The organism is Aureibaculum flavum (assembly GCF_016406085.1).
GTDB classification, from domain to species: Bacteria; Bacteroidota; Bacteroidia; order Flavobacteriales; family Flavobacteriaceae; genus Aureibaculum; species Aureibaculum flavum.
Genome location: NZ_JAEHFJ010000004.1, coordinates 92,017 through 110,127, shown reverse-complemented (window position 1 = coordinate 110,127; position 18,111 = coordinate 92,017). Strand labels below are relative to the sequence as shown.

Below are 18,111 nucleotides of genomic sequence, written 5' to 3'. Positions count from 1 at the left end.
TTTTAAATAATTGTTTCTTTTATAAGTTATAGAAAAGTATAATAATTGTAAATTTTAATATGAATTACTTGAAAATTGTAAGTGTCATTGTTGTTTTACTATTTTATTCATGTAAAACTGATCCAACAGGCACTAAAAAAGATGCTTCTCTAGAAAAGAAGGATACTGTAAAGGTTGATTACACTATAAAAAATAAAATAGAAACACCTAAAAAGGAAGTTATTAAGGAACCTGTTATAGGTTTTGGAAATATTTTCAGTACTAAAGTAACTACTGTACGAGCTAGTCCTACTGAAGAATCAGCGATTATTGGAAAAATAAGTACAAATGATACTTTACAAATTACGGAGTATACTAAAAAATTTGGTGCAATTTCTGAAAACAATGATAAGTATTATGGTCAATGGATAAAAATTAACTTCGAAGGAATTAATAGTAGTAGTGGTTATATATTAGATTATGATGTAAGTTATATTGTTGACAAAGTTAAAAGTTTAAAACAAAGAGATACCGTAATTGTAACAAATGAAATTAGTTTCTTAGAACAACTAAAATCAGATAGAGTTTTTCTTATTGAAACTGATACCTTAAACTTTGATAGATTTTCGAATACAGATTATTATCTAAAAAATATAATAGGCAAAGAAGATTATTACTATATAGAATTAGGTGAGTTAGTACTTCGCAATCTGAATAATGTTGAATTTAAAGGAGTAAAAAAGGTGTTTTTTACAACTAATAATTATAAATGTAATTTTTTAGAAATGAGAGGTTGTGAAAATTTCTTATTCAACAATTTTAATTTTTATTATCCTTCATCTCAATATGATTATGAAAACTATATTAATTCTGAAAATAGTAATGCAGTTACATTTGGGTCTGGCTATGGATATAAAGGAGTTACCCTTAGAAGTTCTAAAAACGGAAAGTTTTTAAACACAGATTTTAATGGAATAGGTATTATAGGTGTAGATATTTTTGATACTAATGATATTAATTTTTTTAATTGTTCTTTTTCTAATATTCATGAATATCCTATACAAATTTCTAGTTCTAAAGGAATTACATTAAAAAATATTGTAATTAACGATAATATTAGTCAAGCATTAATACAATTAAAAGAAAATAACCCTGAAAGCAACCATTTTACAAGTGATCAAGAAATAGTTACAATTGAAAATAGTTTTATTATCAATAATACAAGTGAGCTGTTAGGGTTTGGGATTAGTAAAAAGGAGGGAGCTTACAGTGAAGTGCTATTAAAAAGGTGTACTATTGAGAACAATACATTTCCTAATGCGTTTTTAGAAGCTAAAAATTATCAAGCACCAGTTAATGTAACTATTTCCGATTCAGACATTAGAATAAATCATGTGACCACTAATTTTGAAGAAATACAAGCGTATAAATTTGTAATTAATCCAAATGAAACAATTAATTTAAAGATAATTAATTCTAATTTTAATGAAAATGATTGGGCTATAAGTAATGAGGAAGTTGATCAGTATTTTTCAACTGTTGAATAGTTAATAGAGAAATAATAAACATATGAAATTTATCCTTTTAACATTATTAACTTTTACGTGTAATGTGATGTTTTCACAGAATACTGAATTGGAAGATCTTTGGAGCGGAAAATACAGGATGGAACCTTTAGGTAAACCTTTAAAAGAAAAAGATCCCAAACAATACTATACTATTAAAAAAATTAAAGATAAAAATGAAGATGATGTAGCGGGGCGTTATGAAGCTGATCTAGAACGATGGGCAATTACTCAAGATGTTGATATAAGTAAAGATGAAGAAGAGCTAAGACGCTTTCTATTTAATGAAGAGGATAATGAATATGAACAATTCAATTGGTCTGAATTACATAAAAAAGGAAAAATGAAGTGCATCGATGGTGGAAATCTTTTTATATGTAAAACCACACCAAAAACCACCGTTAGCATTGATGATGAAAGTTTTTATTCCAACTCAGGTATATTTGCGGTAGTGCTACATTATGGTGTTTTTGAATTTTATAAAGAATCAAACTAATAAACGAACTTCGTGCAACACTATTTTCAAGGGTAAACCTTAATCTTAGAAAACCTAAAAGAATCTACAACCATAAAAGAGAAAAAATAGTGGAAGAATAGTACTTTACAAATCAATACCTACATCCACAAAGTCTTTAATTTTAATAAAGGAGCTATTAGTATATTTGTAGTTATGACTAAAATTAAAGCAATATTAATAGATGATGAGCAAGGTGCAAGAAATGTATTAACGAATCTATTAGAAAAAAATGCTACTCATATTGATATTGTGGCAACTTGTAGCAACTTAGAGGACGGTGTAAATCAAATAAAAGCATTACAGCCCAATGTTATTTTTTTGGATGTTCAAATGCCTAACTACGCAGGCTATGAAATTGTAAACTTTTTTGACAAGATAGATTTTGAAATAATTTTTGTTACCGCATATGACCAGTATGCTATAAAAGCATTTGAATTGAATGCAATTGATTATTTAGTAAAACCAATTGATAGAAATAAATTAGTAGAAACGCTCAAGAAACTTGAGAATAAAATTAATGAACAAGTTGCATTAGTTGATTACCAAGAATTATTAAACACAATAAAAGATAAAGACTACAAAAAAATAGTAATTCCCGAATTAGGCAACAGAAGAATTGTTGATTTAGATAGTATTATTGCAATTGAAGCAAATGGTGCATATAGCAATATCTATTTAAAAGAAAATAAAACAATTACGGTTAGTAAAAATTTAAAATATTTTGAAGAAGTGTTACCTAAAGATTCTTCATTATTTCGTTCGCATAGGGCATGGATTATTAATTTAGAACATATTGAACTTATAAATAAAACGGAACGAAATATTATATTAGCAAATGGTACAATTAGAGCCAAAATTTCTAGAGCTCGTATAGAAGCTTTTGAGGAAGCCATTTTGTAATACGTCATAAAACACATTGATTAAAAATATATTTTTACTAGTTCTGGTTTTCGCTTCATTTCTAATGCAGGCTCAAGAACCAGTATCTGTACATTTATCAGAAAAAGATGGTTTACCTGATAAAGAATTCTATAGTATTCTCGAAGATAAAAATGGTTTTATTTGGCTAGGTGCTGATAAGGGGTTGTATAGATATGATGGTAAAACCTTTAAAAACTACAACAGTGAAAAACAACTCGGGTTATCTGTTTTTAATATTCAACAAGCCCCTTCTGGTCTTATTTGGTGTAATAATATCTCTGGACAATTTTTCTATGTTGAAAACAATAAATTAAACCTATTTATAGATTTAGGTAAACAGTTAAATGGTCAATTAGCAGATTTTATAATAAAAAACGAATATTTATATATACTTACGTTAAAGAAAATTTATAAAGTAAATTTAAATACCAAAAGTATCGTATACAACCAACCAGTAAAACAAAGATATGGATCAATATTTAAAATTGATGATCGTATTTATTATGAAAACTTAAATTCAATAGTACCGATAGTTACTGAGAAAAAAAATAAAGTAACAAATCTAATGTCTTCCCGTAAAGAATCTGATACTATAAACAATTATAACAAAAACACTAAAATTTTTAAAGTAAGTGCTAACCTTGTTTTTAGAAAAGATAATTTTAATTCAAATCGTTTTTATTCAATAAATAAATCTAAAAACACTTTAAATTTAATACATCAATTCCAAGTTTTATCTAAAGAAAGAATATATAATACTTTTGAAAACAATAAGGAGATTTGGTTTGCCACAAGCACTGGTGTCTGGGTTTTTGAATTAAAAAGAAATCATTTTTTTCTAATCAAACGATTTTTAAAAGATCGAAATGTTACTAATATTTTAAAAGATAAAGATGATAATTATTGGTTTACTACATTAAATAATGGAATTTATGTAATTCCAAATATTACTATAGAAACATGTATTATTACAGAACCAAATAAAAATATTAGCAGCTTAGATATTGTCAATGATAGTACGCTTGTATTTGGAAACACAAATGGGAATATAGGGTTTTATAATACAAATACGTATGTTGAAAAAATTATAAAGCTACCCTCAAAAGACAGAGTATCTATACTTAAATACCTCTCAAATAGTAACACTGTTTTTATCAGCAAAGATCTAAGTGCTTATTCTTTACATATTAATTCATTAAAATTATTTAAAATTGAAGGGGCCAGAACAGCAAAAAGTTTAACCTTATTGAACAATGATAATTTACTCTTCACGAGTTATAACTCAGCGATTGTACTTGAAAAAAGTAATTTTAAAAATGAGAAAAAATATATTTCTGGAGAAAAAAGAACCTATGCTTCAGTTTATAATAAAATAAATAACACCGCATATATCGCTTTTGTTGATAACCTAGTCTCTTATGACAGTAATTGGAATTCTAAAAAAATTCTTTTTAATGACCAGCCCATTTACGGTAAATCTATAACAGAAACAGCTAATGGCACATTATGGATAGCAACATTTAAAAATGGCGTATTAGGTATTAAAAACGATACAGTTATACAGCATTACACATCCAAAAACGGACTAACATCCAATAATGTTCTTATGCTTAAGGCAGACCAGAATAAATTATGGATTGCCTTGGGAAATAGTATTCAAGTATTGGATGTTGATTCAAAACAGTTAAAAACATTAACTAAAAGCGATGGTATTTTATCTTATGACGTTTCTGGTATTGAAATAGTACGTGAAAAAGTATATTTTTCATCATCACAAGGGTTATTTTCAATACACAAAGACCAATCATTTAAAACCCAAAATGCTGATGTATATTTTAATAAAGTAGAGATAAACGAAAAAGACACAATAATAACCTCAAAATACAGCCTTAAATATCATCAAAATGCTATAAATATTGGTTTTAATGTTAATGGTTTTTTATACAATCAAAAAAGAAAATATAAATACAGATTAAAAGGCTTTAATAATAATTGGCTAACCACAGATATTGGGGTGAATTCAGTCAAGTATAATAGTTTACCTGCTGGTAAATATACCTTCCAAGTACAACCCATTTTAGATAATGTAACAGCTGAAAACAAGATAAAATCTTTAATATTTACTATTAGTAAACCTTTTTGGAAAACATGGTGGTTTTTTGTTGGTTTATCTATACTGATTTTAGGTAGTACTATTTTGTATTATAAAAAGAAAATAAAACTCAAAGAACACGAACGGGTTACGCAATTAGAAAAAATATCTTTAGAAAAAGAATTGATCGCTTTGAATTTAACAGCACTACGCTCACAAATGAATCCACATTTTATATTTAATTCATTAAACTCGATACAAGATTTGGTATTAAAAGAAGATACTAATGCCTCTTATGATTACATCGTTTTATTTTCAAAATTAATACGCAATACACTAACCTATTCTAGTCAAGATTTTATTCCTTTAGACAAGGAATTAGATTTTTTAAATATCTATTTACAATTAGAAAAACTCCGGTTTGGAGAATCTTTTAGCTATAATATTATCTTTGATGGAAATGAAAATTTAGAAGTTCCTTCATTACTAATTCAGCCCTTTATCGAAAATGCATTGGTACATGGTTTGTTACATAAGAAAGGTGATAAGAAACTAAGTATAATTTTTAATTTTACAAATAGTGTTTTAGAATGTACAATTACCGATAACGGGATTGGCAGAAAAAAAGCAGAAGAAATAGCCAATCGTCAAGGGAATCTTCACGAATCATTTGCTTTACAAGCCATTGAAAAACGTTTAGAAATTTTCAAAAAACAATACCACCAAAATATTGGTTTTATTATTAATGATAATTATACGAATAAAACAATAAAAGGCACAACAGTTGTTTTAACAATGCCATTTAAAAAACAATTTTAAGTACTTTACAAGAATTTCATTAAACGCTCCAAGTTAACTTTTATATCTTTTGAGATGCTTACCCGATTTAAAGATAATCACCAATTTTAAAAATAGCATTGCTATACAATAATGTCTTGTACATTTTTTTTATTTCTACGACACTCATATAAAGTAAACCGTAAACGAATTTAAATCAAGGTATTAGCTTCCTTTTGTAATAAATTCTCCCATTAACAAACCCAAATTGCCATTCACAAATTGCTTAAAAGTATAAATATTAAATGGCTAATTAGGCCGTTAAACTAAAACGAAAAATAGAATAGTAATTAATAAATTAAAAAAGATGAAAAAATTAAAAGTAGGAGTATTATTAACCGTATTTAGTTTAACAATAATGAGTTGTAGTAGTGATGACCCAGATTCACTTACAACCGCTAATATTACAAAAAGTATTGATGAGAACGCCGCAGATGGTACTATTGTAGCTACAGTCTCTGGTACATCAAATGCTGGTGCGGTTTCCTTTAGTATTTTAAACCAAACACCAGCTGGAGCAATGACTATAAATGCAACTACAGGTGAGTTGACAGTTGCAGATGCAACTATTTTCGATTTTGAAACAAACCCGCAAATTACAGCGGAAGTACAAGTGGCCACTGAAAGTTTAATCGAAAATTCAAGTGTAATCATAAATTTAAACAACATCGATGATATTGAATTTTTATTATCAACATCTAAAACTAATTATAAAAATGGTTCAGATGGAAATTGGGTAGCGATAACAGCAGCTGAATACAATAATTTAGAGGATAAACTAAATGAGGTTAGTAGAGCAGGTGCTAGTGAGGCTGAATTTAACAGTAGCGTTACTTCTGAAGAAGGAGGATCTTCTTCTTTTACCGTTTCTAAAAATAATTCATCACAAATGATAACTAAATCCGTATCTCATTCAAAAACATCAGCAACAACCATACCTAATGCAGGATATTTGATAGCTTTTAAATATGAAGTAAATCCATATGGTGGGGCAATAACAGATGCTAAGGTAAAACAATCAAGCACTTCAAATTATAGTGGTTTTGCTGATTTAGGTGGTAGTTTACCATCACATACAAGTACTGCCGCAGAAACGTTCTATTTTGTTTTAAAAGGAAATACTACAGCTACAACTGCAGTAGGTCATATGGCATTTTATAAATCATCATCCAATACAACTATCTTTAAGCGAATTTCAGGGACTTCATATTATTATTCAAGCCATGATTCAAACACACTAGGTTCTAGTGCGTTTAACGGAAGTTCATCAGGTGTTGTTTGGTTACAACAAGGTTTGTGTACAACTCAAAAGCAATGGTAACTGTATTGTTCAATCAAATTGTTAAACTTTTTAGCTAATAAAAAGTCATTTTGTAATAAATAAAAAAAGTAGGTTCTATTGAACCTACTTTTTTATTGTTTAAGTTAAGTAAGAAAAAAAGCCAATAACTAATTACGGAATTTCTATTTCTAAGAGTATAAAATAAGAAAAATACCAATCAAAATACCGAATAAAGGAACTAACTTCTTTCGTTTATTTTGTTCTTTAAAAACAAGTCCACCTACAACAACGGCGATAATCAATTGACTCCGTTTTATAGCAGACAGCAACATAATTAAAGCATCAGGATCTTGCAAGGCTTTAAAATAAAAATAATCAGCTGCTTGTAACAAAACCCCAACGGCCACAATAGTCCAACGCCATTGAAACGCTTTACGTTTTTCTTTATAGGGAAACCAGGTTATCGACAGAATGATTAATAAAATTAAAATGGTGTACCAACAAAACCAAAATTGTAAAGTTTGTGGATTCAATGTTAAACTCTGAATTAAAAACTTGTCATACAAACCACTAGAAGCCCCTAAAAAAGTAGCGGCTACAATGGCATAAATCCATTTATTACGTTTAAAATGAATACCTTCCTTTTTTCCTATTTTGGAGTATAGCATTACGGAAAAAATAATAAGAAAAAAACCAACCCATTGCAAAAACTTAGGGGTCTCATTATAAATTAGAATTGCACCTATAAAAGTAAAAAAAGGTCCTGCCGAACGTATGGGTGTTACAATAGTTAATGGCAAATGTTTTAAGGCTTGATATGCCAAAATCCATGATACTGCCATTATCATCGATTTTATAAAAATAAAACCATGTGTTTCCCATGGAATACGTGTAATATAAAAACCCAATTCTTTAGTGTCTTCAGGAAAATAAACCGAACCGATAAAAAAGGGGAGAAGAAATAGAAAACCCGAAGTAATGGTCCCCAACAACACAGGAAAAACCTCGTTTCCTTGTACCGCATGTTTTTTGCATAAATTATGTAATCCTAAAAAAAGTGCGGCTAATAAGCCCAAATACATCCACATGCCGCGAATATAGTTTTTTAAGCCATTTTAGACTTGTAAAAGAAAGTGTTTTTTTCACCCTATTAAAGATCACAAAAAGTGTCCTGTTTTAAAGGGATAGATGTTAATTTACAACCCTAATTAGTTTTCAAAACTATAAATTATTCAAATTTATAAGGCTGTTCTGCAGTAACGGAGGCATTTAACAATTGATTAAAAGTTCTAATGGCATTAAAATCCTTGGTTATTGCTTCAGATACAGCAATTCCTGAAATTCCTGTAGCTAAAATATCTGTAACATCTGCTGTGGTAATTCCACCAACAGCAATAATTGGGGTTTTAGTTTCTAAAGCTTCCATAATTGCAGTAACCCCGTCCAATCCTAAAGTAGAAGGTAGATTTTCTTTAGTTGTGGTAAATCGAAAAGGACCTAAACTAATATAATCCACTTCTTTAGCCAGTAATGATTTACAATCTTGCAATGTATTTGCTGTACCACCAATAAGCTGCCAAGCATATAAGTGCTTTCTAGCTTCCGTAACACTGGCGTCTGTTTTTCCTAAATGTACACCATCAGCTTTTACCGCTTTTGCGATTTTATAATTATCATTAATAATTAACCGCGTTTGAAAATGAGCTGTAATTTCCCTAGCCTCTTCAGCAAATTTCAGGTACTTTTTTTCTGAAATATTCTTTAATCGTAATTGCACCAATTCAGAACCTGACGTACATGCTTTTTGGATATTTTCTAGATGCTCTTTTAGAGAGTTACCTTGAGATATATAATGAAGTTTAGGTATAATCATAGTTGTGTATTTTAGGAAAACAGAGCTATAAAAGAGTTGTTTTTTTAAATCTTAAATAGAAATTGTTTTTGAATGTTCCATAAAACTAGACTTAAAACGTTTTAAAACGGAATGTGTTTTTTCTGAATAAAATACATACTGACATTTAGTAATACTCTGAGTCACTGTTAAAAAGGCATCGTACGACGAACTTTTAGCTAAAAATTCAGCATTATCTAAGCTAAAGAGTTGTAATTGCGAAGTGTTTACGCCATTTAATAAAAACAACTTTTTTAATGTTCTTGGGGTAGAAATAAGAATATCTACACCTTCATAAATTTCTGACTTTTGCACATCAATATGAAGCTGATCATACCCCACATATACACGTAGTCCACTGTTTTTTGTGAATTTTAAAAAAGCATCATACATGGCTAAGGCTATTTCCTTATTCTCTACCAACACCATGGCTCTAGGTGAATCTCCTTTGGGTTCAAAATTCAACTTTTGTAAGGTGGTAAGAATCAGTGTAGTTGTTTTTCCACTATCTTTTGGAGCCAATCCATAAAGATTTGCACCACTTTTTATAACAGGAATACTCTTGCTTTGAAATGGGGTAGGAGTACTAATTTTTTGAATTTCTAACTTCTCTTGAATGTCGGAATGTAATTTTTTAAAAGGCATAGAAACTAATAAGATTACTTTTTAGTGTAAGTTCGAGTGCCATGCAATTTTGCTGGTATCGAGAACATAATTGAGGCAAATATACTACTAAATGCTCGTTTTTTTTTCTATTAAGCATTTATAGAGGGTAATTTTCTGGACAAATGACTCCGTGGATATTTAGCAAATAAAAAAAGTAACAACAAGTTCATAAAGTAATGCGTAACTTTAGTCACAGTTATTCTTATCAAATGAAATAGAATCATGACTTCATTCGTTTTATACAAGAGTAAAAGAACGTGAAGTGTTACGCCATATTATAAGAATAAATTCATCTAAAATCAGGAACTATGTTACAACATGTTTTATTAGAACGCGAAATATATGCATCAGAAGAACATAAAATGATGCAAGTAATGATTCAAGATTTCATCAAAAATGAAATTATTGATTACCTAGATGATTGGGAGAAAAAAGGAATGGTTCCAAGAGAACTTTGGGAACGAGCTGGTGCATTGGGTTTACTTTGTATGGATATGCCAGAAAACTATGGTGGAAGTGGATTGGACTTTAGCTTTAACGCCCTGTTTATAGAAGAAATGGCGAAAGAAGGCATCACGGGCCCCGGTTTTTCTATACATTCAGATATCGTAGCTCCCTATCTCTTAAACTATGGTACCGAAGCTCAAAAGCAAAAATACCTACCAATTATGGCTACTGGTAAACTCATTACTGCTATTGGGATGACGGAGCCAAACTGTGGTAGTGATCTTAAAGCCATCAAAACCACTGCGGTAAATAAAGGCGATCATTATGTGGTAAATGGACAAAAAACATTTATTACCAATGGTTTTATGTGCGATATGTCTATTGTCGCTGTAAAAACGAATTCGGGTACAGAAAAAGAAGGTGTATCGTTGTTAATTATGGAAAGTGCCTATGAAGGTTTTGAAAAAGGAATTCCTTTCAAGAAAATAGGAATGAAAGCACAAGATACTTGTGAATTATTTTTTGATAATGTAAAAGTTCCCAAAGAAAATTTATTAGGAGAAGAAGGATTGGGCTTTAAAATTATGATGACAGAATTGGCTAGAGAACGTTTAACCGTAGCACTTAATGCTATTGGTGGGACAGAAGGAGCTATAGAAAAAACAATAGCCTATACGTCTACAAGAACCGCTTTTAAACAACCCATAGCTGGATTTCAAAACACACAATTTAAACTTGCAGAATGTACTTCACAATTACAAGTACATCAAGCATTTTTAGATCGCTGTACACAATTATTAGCAAGCCATCAACTAACCTCTGAAAGTGCCTCCATAGCTAAGTATTCTGCAACAGAAATGCACGGTAAAATAGTAGATGAATGCCTACAATTATTTGGCGGTTATGGATATATATGGGATTACCCAATTGCTCGTATGTACGCCGATAATAGAGTGGCAAGAATATATGCAGGCACCAATGAGATTATGAAAATATTAATTGCTCGTGGCTTATTTAAAGAACTGTTTCAAGAGCTAAAAAATGCTAAGAAAAAACCTTTTTAGACATTAAATTAGTTATAACCTTAAAATTTTACGATTGCGAGAAAAGACTTATTTTTTCAAAACTTGTCCTTTTTCCGCTAAGGCATTTTTAAGCATTTCATAGTCCACATCTTGTACGGCTACATTGTTGTCAATAGCCAATACTGCTGCTACCGCTGAAGATTGACCTAAAATCATAAAAACAGGTTCCATTCGCATAGACCCAAAGGCAATATGACTTGACGATACACAAACTGGGACGAGTAAATTTGTACATTCCTCCTTTTTTGGTACTAAGGCACCGTATGAAATGGCATAAGGTCCTTTAGTGTTCACGCCAATATCACCTTCATTTTGAACAAAACCATCGGCTTTTATATACCGTTGCGTATTATGAGAATCCATAGTATAAGACCCCATTCCTACTGGATTTGGAGTCGGTCGTTTTTTTAACAATTCGTTTTCTGTCATTATAAATTGTCCTATCATTCTCCGTGCTTCTCTCACATATATTTGATGTGGCCAATTTCCATTATCTGTAAATTCATCTTTTGCTAAACCCCATTTTTGCATTTCCATTTGAATATCCTTAGGTATTCTTGGGTCATTGGCTACAAACCAATAAAAACCTTTTTGATAGTCTTCATGTTCCTTTATGATCTCTTTTCTTCGGTCATACGAGGCTTCTGGATAATCATAATTCATTCCAATATTGTCACTACTCAAAGGACCGTGGTTATTGGTATCTGTTTTGTAATTGGGAATGCCATCAAATTTTTCAAAAAAATCATCGCGTCCAGTTGCCAATGATCGTGCTAATAATTCATATTGTAGCGGGTCATAATTTTCAGGCTTCGGAAACGGTGTTCTGTTGGCTTCATGATTTGTCATGCATGTTCTGAAACAATAGGCCTGAATTTTATCATCACCATCGTGTTTATTTCCAGGAGATACTTTAGAAATTCTTGGCAATACACCACTTGTAACATCACCAGCAACTACATAAGGTGAAATATCAGATAAAAACCAATGTTTATGATGTAAAACACCTGTTTGAACACCATTCCATTCTTCATCATAAACACTCCCAGCTTCTCTACCTACATGATAACTTACACCGGCTGTTGCCATTAAATCACCCTCATATGTAGCGTCTAAAAATACCTTTCCAGAATATGTTTTACCGCTCAAGGTAGTTATTGATATAATTTTTCCATCTTCAACTTCAACACCATTTTCACGATTAAGCCATTCATCTCTATCCACTTGAATATCATATTCTTTAACAAAATCTTCAAAAATAAGTTCAGCCACATGTGGTTCAAATATCCACATGGTGCGACTTTGACCATCCATTGCTCTTGTACCTTGGCCTTTATTACCATACGCCTCTTTTGGTTGCCAATTCCATGCTTCTTTGGTATTGTAATGCATATAAACTCTATGATAAAAATCTCTTGACAACCCACCAATAACACTTTTATCGCCCGTATCTGTCCATCCTAGACCACCAGAAGTTAACCCACCTAAATGGATATCAGGCGAAACTACAATAACAGATTTTCCAGAAATTTTAGCTTCTACCGCAGCAATAATGGCTGCAGAAGTACCTCCATAAATAATGATATCTGCAGTTGAATGAGAATCTTTATTTTGGCTAATTATTGAATTTGGAAACGTTAGTAATAAGGTTAGGAATAAGACAGAAACGTGGGTTATTTTTTTCATAAACCAAAGATACTAAATACAAAGTACAAAGTAATCATTTAGCTTACACTGGACATAATTCACATCGTAAAAAGAAATTGTAATTAAATTTAAAAAACTATCAATTAAGACTTTATCTTTATTGACTTCAACTTAATTATACCTACAAAATTCAATAATTTTATAATCAAATAGGTTACATCTACCTCATACCATTTAACACCAAAATTGGCTCTACTCGCATATTTATGATGGTTATTATGGTAGCCTTCACCCATCATTAAAAAATCAAAACGAAAGAGATTCTTACTCGTATTTTTCATTTTAAAATTCACATAGCCATAAATATGACCAAACCAATTAATGATAACGCCATGAATAGGTGCCATTAAAAAGGCGACCGGTAATAATAACCACTGCCATAATGCCGTCGTAAAGAAAACGAAAAATAAGGTGTAAAGTACCAACCACAACACTCTGGAAAAGCGTGAGCTTGCAAAGTTATCAAACCCTTTCCATTGCGGAACGTTTTTGGTAAAACGCTCTTCGATAGGGATAAGTTCTTTATTAATATCTTGATAAATGGTTTTTGTTTTCCACATCATCGCAAATAAATTGGCATCATAAGACGGCGAGTGCGGATCCTTTTCAGTGTCTGTATACGCATGATGAATACGATGCATGATTCCATAACCATAAGCACTTAAATAACTAGAACCTTGAAAAATCCAAGTTAATATAAATGTTATACGTTCCATGGTTTTAGACATGGTAAAAACTTGATGAGCGGCATAGCGATGTAAAAAGAAAGACTGAAAAAACAGACTTCCATACCAGAGCACTAAAATGAAGATAATTATCGTCATAACTTTTTTTTCAAAGATAATTTGATAATCTCAGCTAAACAATGAACCCAAATCAATAAATCACATGTCATGAAAAGCTCAAAAAAGACAATAATTGATCTTACAAACGCTTTCTAATTCGACTCAAGGCCTGTGCTGTAACCCCAATATAAGAGCTGACATATTTTAAAGGCACTTCCTTTAAGAGTTCTGGACGATCCTTAAACAATTTCATATAACGTTCTTCTGCCGATAAATTCAATAAGTTCTGTTCGCGTTTAGATTTTATTAAAAAGAGACGTTCAGCCGTCAATCTGCCAATCAGATTTCCTATTTGTGTGGTTTTATAAACGTCTTGTAAATCGTTATAACTAATACTCACAAGTGTAGTTTCTGTAAGTGCCTGAAGTTCATAAGCCGAAGGTTTCTGAGTCAAAAATGAATCATAAGCACTTATAAACTGATTTTCAAAACTAAAGCCAAAAGTAATTTCTTTTTCTGGATTTTCTTTTGGAATATATAAGCGTACCACACCAGATTCAATGAAAGAGATATGATTTTCTATTTCATTGAGTTTTAAAAACACTGTTTTTTTTGGAATAACCCGCCGATGTAACTTAGACATAAAAAACTCCCAATCAAATTTAGAGAGGGTAGCAATTTGATCTAAGTGAGCTTTTATTTGTTCCAAAACTTTTAATGATAGTTATTTAGCTTACAAATATAAGTTTTCTCTGTAGTTATTTATCTTATTTTTTCAACTTACTATTCCGCCTTTTCCCAAGCTTCTTGTAAGTACACCAAGTCTTTTTTTATTCTTCTAAAAACCTCTTTTTGGGGCATCGTAATTTTATCAAGTCCTTGTTCTGCACCACCTAAATCATACTCAACATGTAATGAAACAGGCACATTGATTTCATATTTTTTAAGTAAAGAAAAGTAGCGTTTAAAATTAACCATACCTTCGCCTAGAGGCACATTTATGGGTTGCCATTTTCCTTCTACAACTCCCCACTTTACATCTTTAATTACAATAGAATTAATGAACGGTTTTATCCGACGCAATCCAAGCTCCCAACATTCACCTCCTTCAACAACAGCATGCCTAATATCGTATTGGCTTCCCATAAACTTACCATTAGTGGCTTCTAAAATAGGTAGGAGATCCCAAATAGGTGCACCTACATTCATTCCTGAATTATTTTGATAACCTCCAATAAGTCCTAATTTTTCATTGAGTATTTCCAATTCTTTAGCTTGTCGTCCATATAAGGCTTGACTTTCTTTGATAGAGATATCTTCTGGATACTTTAGCCAATTGGTTCGGTAATTTGTAAAACCTACGGTACTCGCCGTTTCCAACACTGTTTTTTGCATGGTGTTGTTCGCATCCCAAACATTAGTGGACATCAATTTAGGTTGTAGTCCGTGTTTTTTCATGGCCTCCACAGCTTTGGGTAAATCTTCTTTTACATTTTCTGGCAACACATGTCCTTTAGGGCGTACTGTTAAATCAACTCCATCAAATCCCATTTCTACAGCAGCGGCAGACATATCGTTATAATTTAGAAATTGTAAGTGTTTTGAAAACAAATGCACATTAAGTGGTGTTGCTATTGACAAATCTATTTTTTCTAATCCATTTTGAAACGACAATAATGGAATACTTGCTAGCCCCAGTACTGAAAGTTTGGCAAATTCCCTTCTAGAATAATTAGTTGAATCTGTACTCATTTTGTGGTGTAATTAGTTTGTGATTTTATATGGTATGAAGTTAAAAATTTTTGATGGGATTTTCAACTTTAACATTGATTTTGAGCAATTTATATAAATTCTAAATTAAAGACAGTTTAAAATAGGATGACTCGTAATCATACAAAGAATTAATGGGAGGGAAGGCTTCAATGACAAGAAACCTTGATAACCCATTGGAAGCATTAGAAATCCCTAACTATCTTGTTTTGTCTGCTTAAATAACTTTGCTTGTTCCAAAATTTGAATGGTTACTTCAGTTATATTATACAACAAGCTATATTCGATGCGAATTGCGGCTTCCTTTTTGGAGAGTAATTGCACACGAATTTCTTCCAAGCGAAGTTCAATTGTATTTATTTTGCTATTATCTTCAACAGTTAACCATTCAAAAGCTTCATCTAGGGCTTTTAAAATTGCCCCTTCAAACGTAGCTATGGGTAACGGTTGTTTATCTTGACTCCTATGGGCACCAAGTGCGGACAAGTACGAAAGTAACGCGTGATTTAAGTAGGTTAATCTAAATGCTGTCTTTTTTAGTTTTTGATGTTTCTGAGGATCTAATTGCATGTTTTGCCATGCCATAACCAGAGCATTATCAGCCCTATGTGCTTCTCTTCTTGCAATTCTATAGTTTAGATCGTCAGCAACTGGTTTTTTATATTCGTTTAAAATAGCTTTTAAATAGGCAGTGTTTTTAAGAATGGCTTCACTTAATAGTTTGGGTAATTTTTTGTATTGCCAATCAGGCCATAAAAAACGTACCACTAAAAATGAAATAAAAGCACCTATCAACGTGTCTATTAATCGAGGAGCCATCACGTCAACCCCTTTATTCGATATGATATTAAAGGCACACAACACAAAAATGGTAATAAAAATGATACTGATGGAATACTTTCGTTTCATCCAAAAGAAAAACAAATAGGCGGAACTCAGCATTAAAACAATTTGTCCTGAAAAAGAAAATAATTTTATGACCAATATGCCAATTATTACTCCTGCTAACGTCCCTAAAATTCGTTGGAAGAGTCGTTTTCTTGTCTCACTGTAACTGGGCTGTAGCACAAATAACACAGTCAACACAATCCATTCTCCTTTCTCAATATTAAAATACTTATAAATGGAATATCCTATTAAAAAAGAAAGACTTAACCTTAACGCATAGTGCATTTTAGGGTGATTTATATTAAGTTGTAGTTTAAATCTTTCATAATAAGAAAGTGTATTCTTTTCCAACTTAGGAAATAACAAGGTATCATAATTTTTATGAATATTTTTTAAAGTTTCATGAGACTGGGTCAAATTTCGAATCAATAACTTTAAAGGAAGGCTAATATTTTGCTCGTTATTTTTAAGTGAATTTTGAACAGCATTGATCAACCAATCTAAAGCGACTGGATGCACATAAGGCACACCTGTAAGTAAACTAGTTGCAAAACTTTGGGTAGCAATAGAGAGCTCATGTAATAATTGACGAATGCCACCAATTAAAACAGTATTTGAGGGGTTGGCACTCAATAGGTCATAACGTTCATGACTTGAGGCTGCTCGTTCATGCAAACTTTGCAACATCATAAAATAATACAAATAAGGCTGTAAAGGTTTCTGATCGGTAAGTGATTCTCCGTAACTATTTAATACCTCTTTACATCTATCTAACGCTTCAACGGTTTGCACATTTAAAAGTGCCAATTTTGCTCTAATTTCTTTTTCCGCAGCTTTATCACTTGGAAAAAGTTTTGATTTCTCATTTAAATACAAGGACAAAGCAGAAAAACCTCTGGCCAATTGTTCTTCTAATAAACTATAGGGCTTTAAACGAAGTAGCAGGTAAGAGAACATTCCATAAATAAAAGCTCCAGATGTTAGTAAAATAGGTTGTATGTACCAATTTGGACTAATTTGAGTCCCAATCATCGTATAAATTCCAATCAACAAAGCACCAAAAGTAACGCCTCTAAAACGCTCACTAACACCTCCAATTAAAATAAAAACAATGGTAGATAATGCGAGTCCCACACCCAATAGAATAGGATACGGTTGTAACAATTCTACTGAGAAACTTGAGATTGCAAAACTGACCACTTTTAGGGCCATTGACTTTAAGCGTCCTTTCGGATGATCATCCGTTTCAGAAAGAGCACCTGCAAGTGCTCCTAAACCTAAGGATACCGCATAAAAAGGCAAATTAAGACTCACCATTAAAATCACAAGAACTCCTATAACAAAAGTTCCTTTAACTGATGGTAATCGATTTGGATTGCTTAAAAAAGACGTTCTAAATGAAGTAAACCAAGATTGTTTTTTTAAATAAGAAGTAAGATCCTTCATTTTAAAATATATAGGCGTAAAAAATTCTAATGGACTGCAAAATTAAACAATAGAGCTTAATAACGAACAGTAATTGCTATTTTTCATTTCCTCAAAATAATGATGAAATAAATAGCAATAAAGGTTTTCTTTTGGCGAATAACCAGAGGCTTGAATTACCATACAGTAATTTAGAAATATTAAATAAAAGCTAGTAGGAGTGAAGTGCTTCGTTTGACCCAACCTCCAAAGAA

At 31.2% G+C, this 18,111-nt stretch carries 14 protein-coding genes; 6 read left to right on the top strand and 8 right to left on the bottom strand.

Going from position 1 to position 18,111, the window contains the following annotated elements:
• The first annotated feature begins 59 nt into the window (after positions 1-59).
• The 5 genes from JBL43_RS09285 (at position 60) to JBL43_RS09265 (ending at position 7,232) form a co-directional block, all read left to right on the top strand.
• On the top strand, positions 60-1,526 hold the full coding sequence (locus JBL43_RS09285) for a right-handed parallel beta-helix repeat-containing protein (protein WP_198841178.1): 1,467 nt from the start codon (positions 60-62) through the stop codon (positions 1,524-1,526).
• A gap of 22 nt (positions 1,527-1,548) precedes the next feature.
• Positions 1,549-2,040 carry a phosphate ABC transporter permease gene (locus JBL43_RS09280; RefSeq protein ID WP_198841177.1) on the top strand — a complete coding sequence of 164 codons (492 nt, stop codon included), beginning with the start codon at positions 1,549-1,551 and terminating at the stop codon, positions 2,038-2,040.
• Between the two features lie 174 nt (positions 2,041-2,214).
• Positions 2,215-2,961 carry a LytR/AlgR family response regulator transcription factor gene (locus JBL43_RS09275; RefSeq protein WP_198841176.1) on the top strand — a complete coding sequence of 249 codons (747 nt, stop codon included), beginning with the start codon at positions 2,215-2,217 and terminating at the stop codon, positions 2,959-2,961.
• A gap of 16 nt (positions 2,962-2,977) precedes the next feature.
• A complete protein-coding gene (locus JBL43_RS09270) occupies positions 2,978-5,893 on the top strand; it encodes a sensor histidine kinase (RefSeq protein WP_198841175.1) in 2,916 nt (971 codons plus the stop codon).
• Between the two features lie 325 nt (positions 5,894-6,218).
• Positions 6,219-7,232, top strand: coding sequence for a cadherin repeat domain-containing protein (locus JBL43_RS09265; RefSeq protein WP_198841174.1), 1,014 nt, complete (start codon positions 6,219-6,221; stop codon positions 7,230-7,232).
• A gap of 149 nt (positions 7,233-7,381) precedes the next feature.
• On the opposite strand, the gene JBL43_RS09260 is transcribed toward JBL43_RS09265, so the two are convergent.
• The 3 genes from JBL43_RS09260 to JBL43_RS09250 all read right to left on the bottom strand — a co-directional run bounded on the left by JBL43_RS09260 (position 7,382) and on the right by JBL43_RS09250 (position 9,729).
• The gene (locus tag JBL43_RS09260; RefSeq protein WP_198841173.1) at positions 7,382-8,281 is read right to left on the bottom strand and encodes an EamA family transporter; all 900 of its coding nucleotides are present in this window, start codon (positions 8,279-8,281) and stop codon (positions 7,382-7,384) included.
• Positions 8,282-8,421: 140 nt separating this feature from the next.
• Entirely contained in the window at positions 8,422-9,066 is a 645-nt protein-coding gene (thiE, locus tag JBL43_RS09255) for a thiamine phosphate synthase (RefSeq protein ID WP_198841172.1), read from the bottom strand.
• Positions 9,067-9,117: 51 nt separating this feature from the next.
• Positions 9,118-9,729 carry a DEAD/DEAH box helicase gene (locus tag JBL43_RS09250; protein WP_198841171.1) on the bottom strand — a complete coding sequence of 204 codons (612 nt, stop codon included), beginning with the start codon at positions 9,727-9,729 and terminating at the stop codon, positions 9,118-9,120.
• Positions 9,730-10,058: 329 nt separating this feature from the next.
• Here JBL43_RS09250 and JBL43_RS09245 point away from each other — a divergent pair, with 329 nt between their 5' ends.
• Positions 10,059-11,261, top strand: coding sequence for an acyl-CoA dehydrogenase family protein (locus tag JBL43_RS09245; RefSeq protein ID WP_198841170.1), 1,203 nt, complete (start codon positions 10,059-10,061; stop codon positions 11,259-11,261).
• Between the two features lie 48 nt (positions 11,262-11,309).
• Here the strand turns inward: JBL43_RS09245 and JBL43_RS09240 are convergent, their stop codons facing one another.
• The 5 genes from JBL43_RS09240 to yccS form a co-directional block, all read right to left on the bottom strand.
• Positions 11,310-12,968 carry an FAD-dependent oxidoreductase gene (locus tag JBL43_RS09240; protein WP_198841169.1) on the bottom strand — a complete coding sequence of 553 codons (1,659 nt, stop codon included), beginning with the start codon at positions 12,966-12,968 and terminating at the stop codon, positions 11,310-11,312.
• A 104-nt stretch (positions 12,969-13,072) separates the two neighbouring features.
• Positions 13,073-13,813 (bottom strand): acyl-CoA desaturase, encoded by a 741-nt coding sequence (locus JBL43_RS09235; protein WP_198841168.1) that lies wholly within the window; start codon positions 13,811-13,813, stop codon positions 13,073-13,075.
• A gap of 100 nt (positions 13,814-13,913) precedes the next feature.
• Positions 13,914-14,483: a Crp/Fnr family transcriptional regulator gene (locus tag JBL43_RS09230; RefSeq protein WP_138949847.1), complete on the bottom strand. Its 570-nt coding sequence runs from the start codon at positions 14,481-14,483 to the stop codon at positions 13,914-13,916.
• Positions 14,484-14,557: 74 nt separating this feature from the next.
• The gene (locus JBL43_RS09225) at positions 14,558-15,526 is read right to left on the bottom strand and encodes a sugar phosphate isomerase/epimerase family protein (RefSeq protein WP_198841167.1); all 969 of its coding nucleotides are present in this window, start codon (positions 15,524-15,526) and stop codon (positions 14,558-14,560) included.
• Positions 15,527-15,739: 213 nt separating this feature from the next.
• Entirely contained in the window at positions 15,740-17,878 is a 2,139-nt protein-coding gene (yccS, locus tag JBL43_RS09220) for a YccS family putative transporter (RefSeq protein ID WP_198841166.1), read from the bottom strand.
• Between the last annotated feature and the right edge of the window lie 233 nt (positions 17,879-18,111).